The sequence below is a fragment of the Flavobacterium sp. J27 genome, from assembly GCF_004303025.1.
Classification (GTDB): Bacteria; Bacteroidota; Bacteroidia; order Flavobacteriales; family Flavobacteriaceae; genus Flavobacterium.
The window spans coordinates 44443-57900 of record NZ_PJQW01000016.1 but is presented as its reverse complement, the minus strand read 5'-3'; the positions used below and the strand labels follow the sequence as shown (position 1 = coordinate 57900).

The 13458-nt window shown below is 31.8% G+C and carries 12 protein-coding genes and 1 riboswitch; all 12 genes read right to left on the bottom strand.

The window, feature by feature from the left end; all coding sequences use genetic code 11:
- Positions 1-20: 20 nt before the first annotated feature.
- The 12 genes from CX675_RS17920 to epsC all read right to left on the bottom strand — a co-directional run bounded on the left by CX675_RS17920 (position 21) and on the right by epsC (position 13225).
- Positions 21-1007, bottom strand: coding sequence for a homocysteine S-methyltransferase family protein (locus CX675_RS17920; protein ID WP_130736628.1), 987 nt, complete (start codon positions 1005-1007; stop codon positions 21-23).
- A 66-nt stretch (positions 1008-1073) separates the two neighbouring features.
- Positions 1074-1182, bottom strand: a riboswitch (SAM riboswitch).
- Positions 1183-1352: 170 nt separating this feature from the next.
- Positions 1353-2450 (bottom strand): aspartate kinase, encoded by a 1098-nt coding sequence (locus CX675_RS17915; protein ID WP_130736627.1) that lies wholly within the window; start codon positions 2448-2450, stop codon positions 1353-1355.
- A gap of 5 nt (positions 2451-2455) precedes the next feature.
- A complete protein-coding gene (locus tag CX675_RS17910) occupies positions 2456-3409 on the bottom strand; it encodes an alpha/beta fold hydrolase (protein WP_130736626.1) in 954 nt (317 codons plus the stop codon).
- Positions 3410-3507: 98 nt separating this feature from the next.
- Positions 3508-3966 (bottom strand): OsmC family protein, encoded by a 459-nt coding sequence (locus tag CX675_RS17905; protein WP_130736625.1) that lies wholly within the window; start codon positions 3964-3966, stop codon positions 3508-3510.
- A gap of 2 nt (positions 3967-3968) precedes the next feature.
- A complete protein-coding gene (locus CX675_RS17900; RefSeq protein WP_130736624.1) occupies positions 3969-5261 on the bottom strand; it encodes an O-acetylhomoserine aminocarboxypropyltransferase/cysteine synthase family protein in 1293 nt (430 codons plus the stop codon).
- 492 nt (positions 5262-5753) lie between these two features.
- Positions 5754-6377, bottom strand: a complete 624-nt coding sequence (locus CX675_RS17895) for a bifunctional precorrin-2 dehydrogenase/sirohydrochlorin ferrochelatase (protein WP_130736623.1) — start codon at positions 6375-6377, stop codon at positions 5754-5756.
- Positions 6370-7128, bottom strand: a complete 759-nt coding sequence (locus CX675_RS17890; RefSeq protein WP_130736622.1) for a DUF2490 domain-containing protein — start codon at positions 7126-7128, stop codon at positions 6370-6372. The genes CX675_RS17895 and CX675_RS17890 overlap by 8 nt, the downstream gene beginning before the upstream one ends.
- Positions 7129-7131: 3 nt before the next feature.
- Complete coding sequence (locus CX675_RS17885; RefSeq protein ID WP_130736621.1) at positions 7132-8772, bottom strand: NADPH-dependent assimilatory sulfite reductase hemoprotein subunit; 1641 nt, start codon at positions 8770-8772, stop codon at positions 7132-7134.
- Positions 8773-8860: 88 nt separating this feature from the next.
- Positions 8861-10558, bottom strand: a complete 1698-nt coding sequence (locus CX675_RS17880) for a sulfite reductase flavoprotein subunit alpha (protein ID WP_130736620.1) — start codon at positions 10556-10558, stop codon at positions 8861-8863.
- The gene (cobA, locus tag CX675_RS17875) at positions 10548-11366 is read right to left on the bottom strand and encodes a uroporphyrinogen-III C-methyltransferase (protein ID WP_130736619.1); all 819 of its coding nucleotides are present in this window, start codon (positions 11364-11366) and stop codon (positions 10548-10550) included. The genes CX675_RS17880 and cobA overlap by 11 nt, the downstream gene beginning before the upstream one ends.
- A 112-nt stretch (positions 11367-11478) precedes the next feature.
- Entirely contained in the window at positions 11479-12390 is a 912-nt protein-coding gene (gene cysK, locus CX675_RS17870) for a cysteine synthase A (RefSeq protein WP_130736618.1), read from the bottom strand.
- 10 nt (positions 12391-12400) lie between these two features.
- Positions 12401-13225, bottom strand: a complete 825-nt coding sequence (epsC, locus tag CX675_RS17865) for a serine O-acetyltransferase EpsC (protein ID WP_130736617.1) — start codon at positions 13223-13225, stop codon at positions 12401-12403.
- Between the last annotated feature and the right edge of the window lie 233 nt (positions 13226-13458).

Genomic DNA, 13458 nt, shown 5'->3' with positions numbered 1-13458 from the left:
TTTTATCTAACAGCCATTAACTAACAACCAACAACCATTCTAGGTTTATATTCTTTGGCAACTTCTGCAATTAATTGGATATGTTCTGGAGTTGTACCGCAACATCCACCAATAATATTTACAAGATTATCTTGAAGATATTCTCGAATTAAAGATTGCATTTCTTCTGGAGATTGATCATACTGTCCAAAAGCATTTGGCAAACCTGCATTTGGATGTGCAGAAATATTTAATTGTGTATTATTTGCTAATCTTTTTAAATAAGGTTTTAGTTGATCAGCTCCCAAAGCACAATTAAACCCAATACTTAACAACGGAATATGACTTATTGAGATTAAAAAAGCTTCCACCGTTTGCCCTGACAAAGTACGACCAGAAGCATCAGTAATAGTTCCTGAAACCATTACTGGAATATCAATTTTTCTTACTTCTTTAACTTCTTCAATAGCAAAAAGAGCTGCTTTTGCATTTAAAGTATCAAAAATAGTTTCTACCAAAAGCACATCACAACCGCCGTCGATTAATGCTTCCACTTGTAGCTTATACGCTTCTTTTAGTTCATCAAAAGTTACCGCTCTATAACCTGGATCATTAACATCAGGACTCATACTTGCTGTTCTATTGGTTGGTCCTATTGAACCAGCAACAAAACGCGGTTTGTCTGTAAATTCATCAGCCACTTCACGTGCAATTTTAGCGGATTCATAATTTAACTCATACACTACATCTTCTAAATGGTAATCTGCCATACCAATAGTTGTTCCTGAGAATGTATTCGTCTCAACAATATCAGCACCCGCTTGAAAATACAAACGATGTACCTCTTTTACAGCTTCTGGTTGTGTTATTGAAAGTAAATCGTTATTTCCTTTCAATGGGTGTTGAAAATCTTTAAAGCGTTCCCCTCTAAAGTCTTCTTCTGAAAAATTATTGCGCTGCAACATGGTTCCCATGGCTCCATCGAGCACTAATATTCTTTTTTGAATTTCATTCAAAATTTTTGACATATCTATCTATTTGCCCTTGAGCATTTATTTTTTAAAATTTTGTTATCAAGAAAAGGAGATTTTCTTAAGTTATCTTTTTCTGAAAAAATCAGAATAGAATGTAGCACCTTCTATAAAGAAAATAGGGTTGCTAAGCTTTCATAGAGTCTAATCTCTCCAGCTTTCGAGATAACAATCAATATTTTTACGAACCTCGCAAAAGTACTAATGTTTTTACAAAATAGAAATATTTTCTATTTTTAATTTACAAACAACTTTTTTTTAGTTTTAAAAACCATTTTTTTATTTAAAAATACTTTTTAAAACTAAAAAAAATCAAAAATGATTAAATTTACACTATTTCCTCTACACTTCTAAAAGTTGTTTTTTAGATTTAAATTGCTTGGCTATTTTAATAATATCAGACAAAACGCCTCTTGCCGTTACTTTTTTCCCTGCACCAGCACCTTGAATAACAATTGGAATATCACCATAGGATTCTGTAAAAATTTCAATTAAATTATCTGCCCCTTTTAGTTGCCCTAATGCAGATTGCACAGGAACAGAAACCAATTTCACCTCTAAATTATTGTGCAACACATCTAATTCACCTACATATCGTAAGACATGATTTTCACTTTGAGTTATTTTAGCAATTTCATAATCTTTATCCAACAATTCTTTACTAATCGAATAATTTCTTTTGGATAATCCATCAATTTTTTCAGTGGTAAGCGAGGTAATTTTTACATCTTCAAATTCATTGTTTAAATCCAATTCTCTAGAGAGAATTAATAATTTTCTAGCCACATCTTTCCCTGACAAATCTTCTCGTGAATCGGGTTCGGTTAATCCTAATTTTTCTGCTTCAATTAAAATTTTGGAGAAAGATACATTTTCGTTACCAAATCGATTAAAAATATAACTAATAGTTCCAGAAAACACACCTCTTATTTTTGTGATTTTTTCACCAGCTAAATACAAATCTTGTATGGTATTAATAACAGGTAGTCCTGCGCCAACATTCGTTTCATATAAAAAATACTTTTCTCTTTTATCCAAAACCCTTCTTAGTTCTTTATAAAAATCGGAATGTAACGTATTTGCTTTTTTATTCGCAGCAACTATGTTGAAATTATTCTGAATAAATGGAATATAATTTTTAACGATTCCTTCATCTGCGGTAACATCAACAGCTATCACATTTTCCAATTCATTCTGAATTACATAATCATAAATATCTTCAACCGTATAACTTTGGCTTAGCGTTTTAAATTCATCCACCCAGTTTAAAGGTAATGGTCTTTTTGTAAACAAAGCGTATTTAGAATTGCACACAATAGGAATTCTCAAATTAACTTTAAATTTTTCTTTAAAAAAGTCATGTTTTTCAATAATTTGATCTACAAGTGTACTACCCACATTACCAATTCCAAAAATGATGATATTTATAGTTGTATTCATAGGTTTTAATTTAAAAAAATTTGTTTTAATATTTCGTTCAGTTGTTGGTATTCCATCAAAAAAGCATCATGCCCATGAATAGAATTGATTATATAATGATTGAAATTGGTATTGTTTTCATGAAGGGCATTGTATTCGTCTAAATTATTCTGAAATAGCAAATCTGAATTGATATTAATGGCATGTACTTCAATTTTGGTTTCTTTTAAAAAACGATTCAAATCAAAACCATTTTTCACAATATTAATAGTGCCCAATAAGAAATTCATTTGACGATAAGCATTTAAAGAAAAACGTTCCGTTAATAAAATACCATGATAAGACAACCAATCATTTACGGTGTAAATATTTCCTTCTTTTGCATTTTTAAAGCGTTGATTGATTGATAAAGGCGTTCTATACAACAACATAGCGTGTTTTCGAGCAACTGCAATTGGATCCTGACTAAAATTAAGTATATCATCTTGAACACCTACATTTGCGATCACCCAATCACTAGCAAAATAATGGGTCGCAATAGGAATTACTTTTTGAATTCTTTCCGGATGCAAAACTGCCATTTCCCAAGAAATACCACCTCCTAAACTACCTCCAATTATTGCGTAAAGATTCGTAATATTTATTGTTTCCAAACCAAGCCAAAACAACCTAGCAATATCTAAAGTTGAAATTTCTTTATAATCAGAAGACAAGCCATTTTCAATTTGAAAATTATTTCCAGGAATATTGAAAGCAATAACTGTATATTGGTTTAGATCGATAATATGATCATAATCAATTACATTTTTCCACCAACCGTTTTCTCCTGACACGTTTGAATTTCCAGTTAAAGCATGATTGATCAAAATTACTGGAGCCTTACCTATTGGTTTACCAAAAACTTGATAAAACAAAGCCACATCTGCTTTCCGTTTTTCGTTTTCTAAAACAAAATTTGCAATTTCTATCTTTTGTAACATATTTTCACAGCTTAACACATTTAAAATTGAAAAAAGAGTCTTTGATTTTGTTAACCAAAGACCTTTCCACAACAAACGCAACCATACATTTAATTTTTTTAAATTAAACTCACAGTATCGTATGCACTTACCAAATCCACTTCAATTGGAGTTGGATTTACAAGGTTATCATAAATTGGACAGCGATCTTCAACTGTTTTCAACCAATTCTCTAATTGTTTTTTAGTAATATCAGCTTCTAATTTTATGGTCGCTTTCAACTTACTAAACCCAGCTCTAGCAGAAGTCTCTCTTCCGTAAAATTTATCGACATCAATCTCTCCTGAAACATCTACTTGCAAAGATTTGTATTCTATTTGTTGTTCTTTAGCTACCAAAGTACCTACTGCATTAATACAACCTGCATAACCAGCCAAAACATATTCCAAAGGACTTGGTGCGTCTAAATCTGGGTGGTTTTTATTTTTACTAATTCGGATATCGTGGTTTTCTGTTTTTATTAAAAACTGTTCGTCTCTTTTAGCTCTACCATATATAGTTACTGTCTTTGCGCTCATATTTATACTTTTAATCCGTTTTTAACTGTTACAAATGCTTCTTTTAAATCTGCTTTTAAATCTTCAATATCTTCTAGACCTACAGAAAGACGAATTAAATCTTGTGTTACACCTGTAGTCGCTTGTTCTTTTTCAGAAAGTTGTTGGTGTGTCGTACTTGCTGGATGAATGATTAAGGATTTCGTATCACCAATATTTGCCAAAAGAGAGAATAATTTGGTTTCATCTACCACTTTTTTAGCTGCATCAAAACCACCTTTTAATCCAAAAGTTACAATACCACTTTTACCATTTGGAAGGTATTTATCAGCTAAATCTTTGTATGGCGAAGTTTCTAATCCAGGATAATTTACCCATGCCACTTCTTCTTGTTTTTCTAACCATTGAGCTAATTTCAACGCGTTTTCAGAGTGTTTTTTAATTCTAATTTCTAAGGTTTCTAAACCTTGTATGGTTTGAAATGCGTTAAACGGACTTAAAGCAGCGCCAAAATCACGTAATCCTTCAATTCTAACTTTTGCAATAAAAGAAGCTGCTCCTAGAACTTCATAATATTTCAATCCATGATATCCTGGAGAAGGCTCTGTAAATTCTGGAAATTTTCCGTTACTCCAATCAAATTTCCCAGCATCGATAATAACACCACCTAAAGAAGTTCCATTTCCTGTAATGTATTTTGTTAAAGAGTGAATTACAATATCGGCACCGTGTTCAATAGGGTTTAACAAATAAGGTGTAGCTACAGTATTGTCTACAATAAAAGGCACTTTGTAATCATGTGCTTCTTTGGCAATCGCTTTTAAATCTAGCACATCTAATTTTGGATTTCCTAAACTTTCAGCAAAAAAAGCACGTGTATTTTCTTGAACAGCATTTTTAAAGTTTTCAGGATTGGAAGGATCAACGAAAGTGGTAGTAATTCCTAGTCTTGGTAACGTAACATTTAACAAGTTATAAGTTCCACCATACAAGCTACTAGAGGCCACGATATGATCTCCTGCTTTTAATAAAACTTGTAAAGCGGTAGCAATTGCAGCAGTTCCTGAAGCAGTTACAACAGCTCCAATTCCTCCTTCTAAAGCAGCTAATCTTTGTTCTAAAACATCATTTGTAGGATTGTTTAATCGGGTATAGATATAACCTGCTTCCGATAAATTAAATAAGTTAGCCGCATGATCTGAATTATTGAAAACATAAGAGGTCGTTTGATAAATAGGAACGGCTCTTGTTCCAGCATTTTTAGTAACATCGTGACCAGCATGTAAAGCGTTTGTTGCGAATTTTTGAGTACTCATAATTTTTTGATTTAATTGTTTTTATTATTTATTTTTTGATTTTTTCTCATTAAAAAACCCTTTTGAAAGTTTTCCAAAAGGGTTCAATTTTTAAACATAACTAAAGTTTAACTATTATCTTTTGGACATACTAAGGTGGTGCGCACATGCACATCATCATCATACAACACATTTTATTATTACTTTTCATTTTTATATTTTTAAATTATAGAGATAAAAAAACCTCTGTTTTGTATTACAGAGGTTTTGTATCATTTATTAGAATTATGCATACGTTACCTCTGCGGAATGTTCCACATCATTTTACACATCATACACATAATTGTTCTCATTGTTTTCTTTTTTATTACATTGCAAATTTAGAACTAAATTCTATATTTACAAATATATTAGTATATTTTTCTAAATTTTGTTATTTAAAAATAATAAAATAGATTTTTATTCTATATTATCATTTGTTAAGCATAAAATAAATTACAAGTTGTCCCTTTTTCAGTTTATCGCAAATAATTGTTTGAATCTATTCCAAAAACCCGATTTCTTTTGCACAGAAAAAGCGGCTGTAATGGCATTTAAATCCTTTAATTTTTGCTGCAAATCTCCTTTATGATTCGACCTAAACTGATGCAAAACAGTTAAATTTTCATCAATATCATCTGGAATAATAGCGGTAAAATATTCCCGCATTCGTTTCGCTAGAACGGGTGACTTCCCATTAGTTGAAATTGCAATTTTTAGATTTCCTTTATTTACAATAGAACCCAAATAAAAATCACATAAATCGGGTTGATCTGCTGCATTTACCTTAATACCTCTTCTTTTTGCCAAGTTTCTTACATTTAAGTTTACCTCAGCACTATCTGTAGCAATGATTACAAAATCTTTTTCAGTTAAATCATTCTCTTCAAAAGGTCTTTCAAAAAAAGTAATAGTAGAATAAGAATCTACAATTTGCTTTAATCTTAGATGTATTTGTATCCCAATAATAGTAATTCGAATAGTAGGATTCTGCCTCAATAAGGTTTCTGTTTTTTCTAAACCAACATTTCCTGCTCCAACAATTAAAAAGTGAGCGGTATCTGTTTTTAAAAAAACGGGAAAAAGTGTGTTACTCATTAGTTTTATTTTTAAAATCTATTTTATGAAAGAATAACAATCTAAGAATATCTCTATTGTAAAAATCGTCACCGTTCGCTTGCTGCTGGAACCAATTTAGATATCCAAATTCGACAGCAACATTTGAATTCACCACAGTTTGTAAACCCAAGTAGATTCGATTTTGATCAAATGTATTTTTTACAATTTTACTTCCTATATTAAATAGCACCTCATCTTTTACTTTTAAAATTATTTTCTCAGATTGTTCTTTTTTGTATAACGGAACATCTATTCCCAATTGATATCTCATTCTTAAATTTGAAAAAACATAGTCATCCGTTAGTCGATTCTCTTCTACAATAGCAAAAAAACGCCCTTCTAATTTATACCGATGCGACAATGAAAAGAAAGTATATTTTTGGTTATTTAGAATACCAATATTAGGTCTTAATTCTGGAACTATTATCTTATTTTCTGCATAAGGATTATTCGGACTTTGCAGAAAAAAAGTAAAACCAGCAAAACCACTCCAATGTTTTACAATTTTTCTTTCTAAATCACTCCGAAATAACAATTGATGTTGCTGAAAAGGCTTTAAAAATACGCGCTCTTGAATTTCGTTTTTCAAACTCCAGTTTTTATTAAAAACTAGTGTTGGATAATATCCAATCCAAAACAATTTTTGATGTGTTATGTTTTTCTGTCCTAAAATTGAAATTTGAGAAAGCAATAAAAAAACAAGTACTGCTTTCTCTATTCTATTTTTCATTTATTAAAAAACGGTTCTAAAAGCAAAATCACCAAAAGTTTCGTTTTCTAGTTTTTCTTTCACATATTTTCCTAATAAAAGATCAACTTCTTCTAAAATTTGACTTTCGGTTTGTTTTTCTTTGTATAATTTATTCAATCGTTCTCCATAACGATCACCACCTAGCATAAAATTATATTGTTCTGGACCTGTACCAATAAAACCTAATTCAGCTACATAAGGTCGGCCACAACCATTAGGACATCCTGTCATTCTAATTGAAATTTCTTCGTTGGTTAAATTGTATTTTTCTAATAACGGCTCTATTTTGGTTACCAAAACAGGCAAATAGCGTTGTGCTTCTGCTAAAGCCAAAGGGCAAGTTGGTAAAGCCACACATGCCATCGAACTTTTTCTAAGCGCACTAACATGGGTTTCAATAGCAAACTGCTTCAACAATGCTTCTATTTTTTTCTTTTCATTTTCTTTTATTTCACCAAGAATTAAATTTTGGTTCCCCGAAAAAATAAAATTAGACACATTCAATTTGGCCACCTCTAATAAAAAAGCTTTTTGATTGGGCTGCACTACACCATGTTCCACAAAAAGAGTATAAAACCAATTTCCTTGATGGTTTTTTTCCCAACCGTAACGATCATTTCTTTCTGTAAATTGAAAAGGTTTTGCTGCCTCCAAAGAGAAACCAATTCTTTTTTCTAATTCTTTTTTAAATCCGTCAACCGTTAATCTTTCGATAGTATATTTCAAACGAGATAGTTTTCGATCGGATCGGTTTCCAAAATCTCTTTGAATGGTTAGCACTTCATAAACTGCTTTTAAGATTTTTTCTTCAGAATCGACAAATCCTAGAACATCTCCTAAACGTGGAAAGGTATTTTCATTTCCATGTGTTGTTCCTAAGCCACCACCTACAACAAGATTAAACCCTTTCAACTCTTCCTTTTCAACAACAGCAATTAACCCTAAATCATTGGTAAACAAATCCACATCATTACTAGGCGGAATGGCAATTGCTATTTTAAACTTTCTCGGCAAATAACGATCTTCATATAACGGATCTGCTTCAGCCGAACGCTCGTATATTTTTTCCCCATCAATAAAAACTTCATAATACGATTGTGTTTTTGGCAATAATAAGGTTGAAATTTTATCCGCATAATCATGAATTTTTTTATGCAATGGAGATAATTGCGGATGTGCAGAAACGATAACATTTCTATTTACATCGCCACAAGCTGCGATTGAATCTAATTTTGCCACATTAAAAGATTGAATGGTTGGTCGTAGTTGATGCTTCAATAGACCATGCAATTGAATAGTTTGACGCGTAGTTATTTTTAACGTTCCCGTTCCATATGCTTCAGAAGTTTCATGAATCGCCAACCATTGATCTGCTGTAATTTGTCCACCAGGAATACGCAAACGAATCATAAAAGAGTATAATTTGTCTAACTTTTTAGCAGCTCTTTCAGCTCTTCTGTCTCGATCATCTTGTACATACATTCCATGAAACTTAACCAATGTTTCATCATCTGGTCGTACATTTCCTGTATGATTATCTAAGTCGATACTTTCTTTTAAAGTTCCTCGTAAACCGTCACTTTTTGTTTTTATAAATTCTACTGGAGATAATTTAGTGCTCATTTTAATTTTAAATTTGATTTTTAAATGTTCTCGATACATTTTTTGCTTCATTCCCTTCCACAAAAAACACTCGAACAGACGAATGGATTTAATACACGTCTTTTTGATATTTTCCTGTTGCTTCTAACTCTTCTAAAATTTGTTTTGCTTCTGTAGCAGCTATATTTCTTTCTTGAGACAACACTTCTACTATCGCTTGTTCTACATCGCCACTCATCGGATTTTTTTGTCCGCAGATATAAAGATGAGCACCACTTTCTAGCCAAGCATTAAATTCTTTTGCCTTTTCTTTAATACGATCTTGTACATATATTTTATGTTCTTGATCTCTAGAAAAAGCCGTATCTAATTTTGTTAAAACGCCAGTTGCAATCCATTCTTGAATTTCAGTTTGATAATAAAAGTCTTGTACAAAATGTTGTTCCCCAAAGAACAGCCAGTTTTTACCTTCTGCACCTGATGCATCTCTTTGTGATAAAAAACTTCTAAAAGGTGCAATTCCTGTTCCTGGACCAATCATTATAATATCGGTATCTTCCTTAGGCAATCTGAAATTTTGATTTTTATGAATGTAAAACTCAAGGGTTTCATGTAAAGGAAAATCTGCTAAAAATTGTGAAGCAAAACCTGTTTTAAGTTGATTGTTTACATTAAAAGTATTTAAATTCACTGTTAAATGCACTTCTCCATCATGTGCTTCATTAGAAGAAGCAATAGAATATAACCTTGGTGCAATAGGCAAAAGAATTTCTAATAAATTTTCAATTTGAAAAGAATCTGGTTTAGCAAATAATCGCAAAACATCAATTAAATCTGCCTTTTCAAAAGTAATTTCAGCTTGCAACAATTGTCCTAATTGTTCCAAAGAACGCTTACTAAGTCCTTTTATATTTTTTCCTTGAAGCCAATTTTCTACTGTTTTTTGTTCGTCTTTTATCGCAATTAACTTTTGAGCGTCTGCTTGAAAATAATCAATAATAATTTGAGCGTCTGCTTTAGTGTTTTTAGGCACAATACCTAGAGCATCTCCAGGTTCATACAAAACCTCTTCTTCTGTAACAATTTCTATATGATACGTTTCTTTATTAGAACCTACATCATTTAAGACAATCTTATTCTTAATTCTTCCAGTATAATTTTTCTTATGTGATGTTACAGTAGCTACCTTTGAAACCAAGATTTCAGGAGCTACCTGTTGTTTAAAAACCTGTTGCAAATCTTGTTCCCATTGCAAGACATTTGGAGCAAAATCTACATCTGACTTCACTAAAGGCAATAATCGTTTCGCTCCTTTTTTCGCTAAAATTTCATCCAATAAAACACCTGCATGACAAAATAACGGATAAGAAGAATCTCCTAAACCAAGAACTGCAAACGAAATATGCTGTAAATCCAAATCATGCGTTTGTAGATAATTGTAAAATTGAATCGCATTTTGAGGAAATTCACCTTCTCCTTGCGTACTCATTACAAATAGGATAATAGTTTCTTTTTCCAATTTTGCTGTGTCGTATTGAAACACATCGATTGCTTTAGCTTGAATTTTATTTTTCTTGAAATTAGCTAGTAATTGAGAAGCTACTTTCTTAGAGTTCCCCGTTTCCGTGCCATAAATAATCAAGGGTTTAACAGCGATATTTTCAGTTGAAGCAACAACTGGAATTTGAATTCCGTTTTTACTTCCCTCTAAAAAACCAGCCAAGTAGCCTTTTGTCCATATTATTTCCTCTCTAGAAGCATTTTGAACGAGTTGTTGCAAATAATTTAATTTAGTATCAGATAGCATTTTGTAAAAGTGTTTTATGATTATCAAAATAAGATGCGGTTTCTTTTTGCTCTTTAAACCAAGCAAACTCGTGATGTAAATTCACCACATTACCAACAATTAATAATGTGGGCACATACTCAAAGTTTGGTAAAGATTTTTTTTCTAAGTCTCCAAATTGAAACACTTGTGTTTTTTGTTCAGTTGTTGTCGCTTGTTGCACTACAGCTAAACCTTTATTTTTTTCAATTCCGTGAAGTATAAATTGATCCACCAAAGTATTCAAGCGTTGTCCACTCATGTAAAAAACCAAGGTATCCTCAGTATTTGACCAATCTTTCCATTGTTCATTAGTAACGTTTTTCAAATCATATAAAGTAAGAAAACGAACTCCCCTAGAATAAGTTCTAGCCGTCAGTGGTATTCCCGTGTAAGCAGCAGCTCCAAAAGCAGCAGAAATTCCAGGAACAATTTCATAAGAAATATGATTTTCGATCAAAACTTGTAATTCATCTAAAACATTGGAAAACAAAGAAACATCTCCTCCTTTCAATCGAAGAACCAATTTCCCTAGAGTAGCAAACTCAACCATTAATTCATTGATTTCACTTTGTGGGGTATGAATTCCTTTAGAACATTGTTTACCAACATAAATAACAGTTGCCTCTTTTTTCGCATATTCTTCTACCAAAATAGGTGAAACCAATCGGTCAATTAAGACAACATCTGCCACTTGCAAATATTTCAGTGCTTTCACACTTATTAAATCGGGATCACCTGGACCTGCACCAGCAAGTATCACCTTGCCTTTTGTTGAAATTTGTATCATTATTAATTTTTAAAAAACACTTACCCTATAGATTTTATAGAGTAAATAATTAAATTTTTATATACTTTATTATTAAAATAATTCGTTTCAATAAATAAAACGAATGCAACTATTAAAACAAATCTTCTACAGAAAGATAACGCTCACCTGTATCATAATTAAATGTCAGTACCACTGCATCATCAGGTAATGTTGCTATTTTTTTGGCTACAGCTGCTAAAGAAGCACCTGTTGAAATTCCCACAAAAACCCCTTCTTCCAAAGCAATTTTACCAGCAAAATCATAAGCCTCTTCTTTAGAAACAGGGATGACTTCATCAATAAATTGACTGTGATAATTTCCTGGAACAAAACCAGCCCCTATACCTTGTAACGGGTGTGGCCCTGGAGCTCCGCCACTTAAAACAGGAGACAACTCAGGTTCTACAGCAATTACTTTCAGTTTAGGAAATTTTTCTTTTAAAACTTCTGCAACTCCAGAAATATGACCACCTGTTCCGACTCCTGTTATAATATAATCTAAGCCATCTGGAAAATCTTCCATAATTTCTAAAGCAGTTGTTTTCTTATGCGCTTCCACGTTGGCTGGATTATCAAATTGAGAAGGTGACCAAGCATTTGGGATTTCACGAACCAATTCCGCTGCTCTTTCAATAGCACCTTTCATTCCTTTCTCTCTAGCTGTCAATTCAAATTGAGCACCATAAATCTCCATTAATTTTCTTCTTTCCACACTCATCGATTCAGGCATTACTAAAATAACACGATAACCTTTTACAGCAGCAACTAAAGACAAGCCGATTCCAGTATTTCCTGAGGTAGGTTCAATAATTACACTTTCTGGTTTAAGCAAACCTTTTTTTTCAGCATCTTCAATCATACCTAAGGCAATCCTGTCTTTTATACTTCCCCCAGGGTTTGCTTTTTCGAGTTTTATCCAAACATTTTTATTTGAACCATACATTCGATTGATTTTGACTACTGGAGTATTTCCAATTGTTTCTAAAATAGTATCTACTTTCATATTATTTTTTTTAAATTATAAAATTTATAGGATCAGAGAATTTATTTTTTGATTTTACGATTGTTTCACTTTTGTGATATACTAATGTTTCTTTTTGAATAGATTCGGTTAGCCAAACATTTCCACCTATAACAGAACCTTTTCCAATAACAGTGCTTCCCCCCAAGATAGTTGCATTCGCATAAATAATAACATTATCTTCTATCGTAGGGTGCCTTTTTTGAGTAGCCTTATCTTTACTAACACTTAATGCGCCCAATGTTACCCCTTGATATATTTTTACATCATCCCCAATAATTGCGGTTTCACCAATAACAATTCCTGTTCCATGATCTATAAAAAAACGTTTCCCAATTGAAGCAGCTGGATGAATATCAATTCCTGTTTTGCTATGTGCATACTCAGACAATACTCTTGGCAAGATGACAACTTCTTTATTCCAAAGGTTATTTGCAATTCTATAAACCGCAATTGCAAAAAAACCAGGATAGGCATTCAACACTTCGTCCTCAGATTTTGCAGCTGGATCAAATGCCATAATTGCCTCTAAATCATCTAACAGATCATGATGAATAGTTACTAAATCGTCAAACAAACCTTTAGCTATAGCAATCTTATCAACAACACCTACTTGAGATAAAAACAGTTGCAAATCTAACTGTAAAGCTTCTTCTTTATGTTTAAACAACTCTATGTTTGTACATTCTCCATTTTTACAAAACAACCATGCAAACAAATCTTCTATCCAAAATTCTATTTTCTTTTTAGTAATAGAAATACCTTTGGATACGTTATTTTTTTGAAATAAAATGGTACTAATATTTTTTGGACTCATACTTCTGATTCAAAATTTTAGAATATATTTTAAATAAAAAACCTCTGCATTTCTGCAGAGGTCCTAATAGCTTTTATATTTATAAATTATTTTTTAAGCAATAGTAATACTCTGCGGAGTTTTCCACATCATACAACACATATTGCAAACTAAAAAATTCATTTTATCTTTCTTCTTTTATTTTTGTCAAAAGTAGAAAAAAAAACTATCACACAAAACAAATTAGTGTTATT

Bases quoted from the DNA above. Each gene is read 5' to 3' on its own strand.
- CX675_RS17920 (WP_130736628.1), bottom strand. From the start codon at position 1,007: ATGTCAAAAATTTTGAATGAAATTCAAAAAAGAATATTAGTGCTCGAT.
- CX675_RS17915 (WP_130736627.1), bottom strand. From the start codon at position 2,450: ATGAATACAACTATAAATATCATCATTTTTGGAATTGGTAATGTGGGT.
- CX675_RS17910 (WP_130736626.1), bottom strand. From the start codon at position 3,409: ATGTTACAAAAGATAGAAATTGCAAATTTTGTTTTAGAAAACGAAAAA.
- CX675_RS17905 (WP_130736625.1), bottom strand. From the start codon at position 3,966: ATGAGCGCAAAGACAGTAACTATATATGGTAGAGCTAAAAGAGACGAA.
- CX675_RS17900 (WP_130736624.1), bottom strand. From the start codon at position 5,261: ATGAGTACTCAAAAATTCGCAACAAACGCTTTACATGCTGGTCACGAT.
- CX675_RS17895 (WP_130736623.1), bottom strand. From the start codon at position 6,377: ATGAGTAACACACTTTTTCCCGTTTTTTTAAAAACAGATACCGCTCAC.
- CX675_RS17890 (WP_130736622.1), bottom strand. From the start codon at position 7,128: ATGAAAAATAGAATAGAGAAAGCAGTACTTGTTTTTTTATTGCTTTCT.
- CX675_RS17885 (WP_130736621.1), bottom strand. From the start codon at position 8,772: ATGAGCACTAAATTATCTCCAGTAGAATTTATAAAAACAAAAAGTGAC.
- CX675_RS17880 (WP_130736620.1), bottom strand. From the start codon at position 10,558: ATGCTATCTGATACTAAATTAAATTATTTGCAACAACTCGTTCAAAAT.
- cobA (WP_130736619.1), bottom strand. From the start codon at position 11,366: ATGATACAAATTTCAACAAAAGGCAAGGTGATACTTGCTGGTGCAGGT.
- cysK (WP_130736618.1), bottom strand. From the start codon at position 12,390: ATGAAAGTAGATACTATTTTAGAAACAATTGGAAATACTCCAGTAGTC.
- epsC (WP_130736617.1), bottom strand. From the start codon at position 13,225: ATGAGTCCAAAAAATATTAGTACCATTTTATTTCAAAAAAATAACGTA.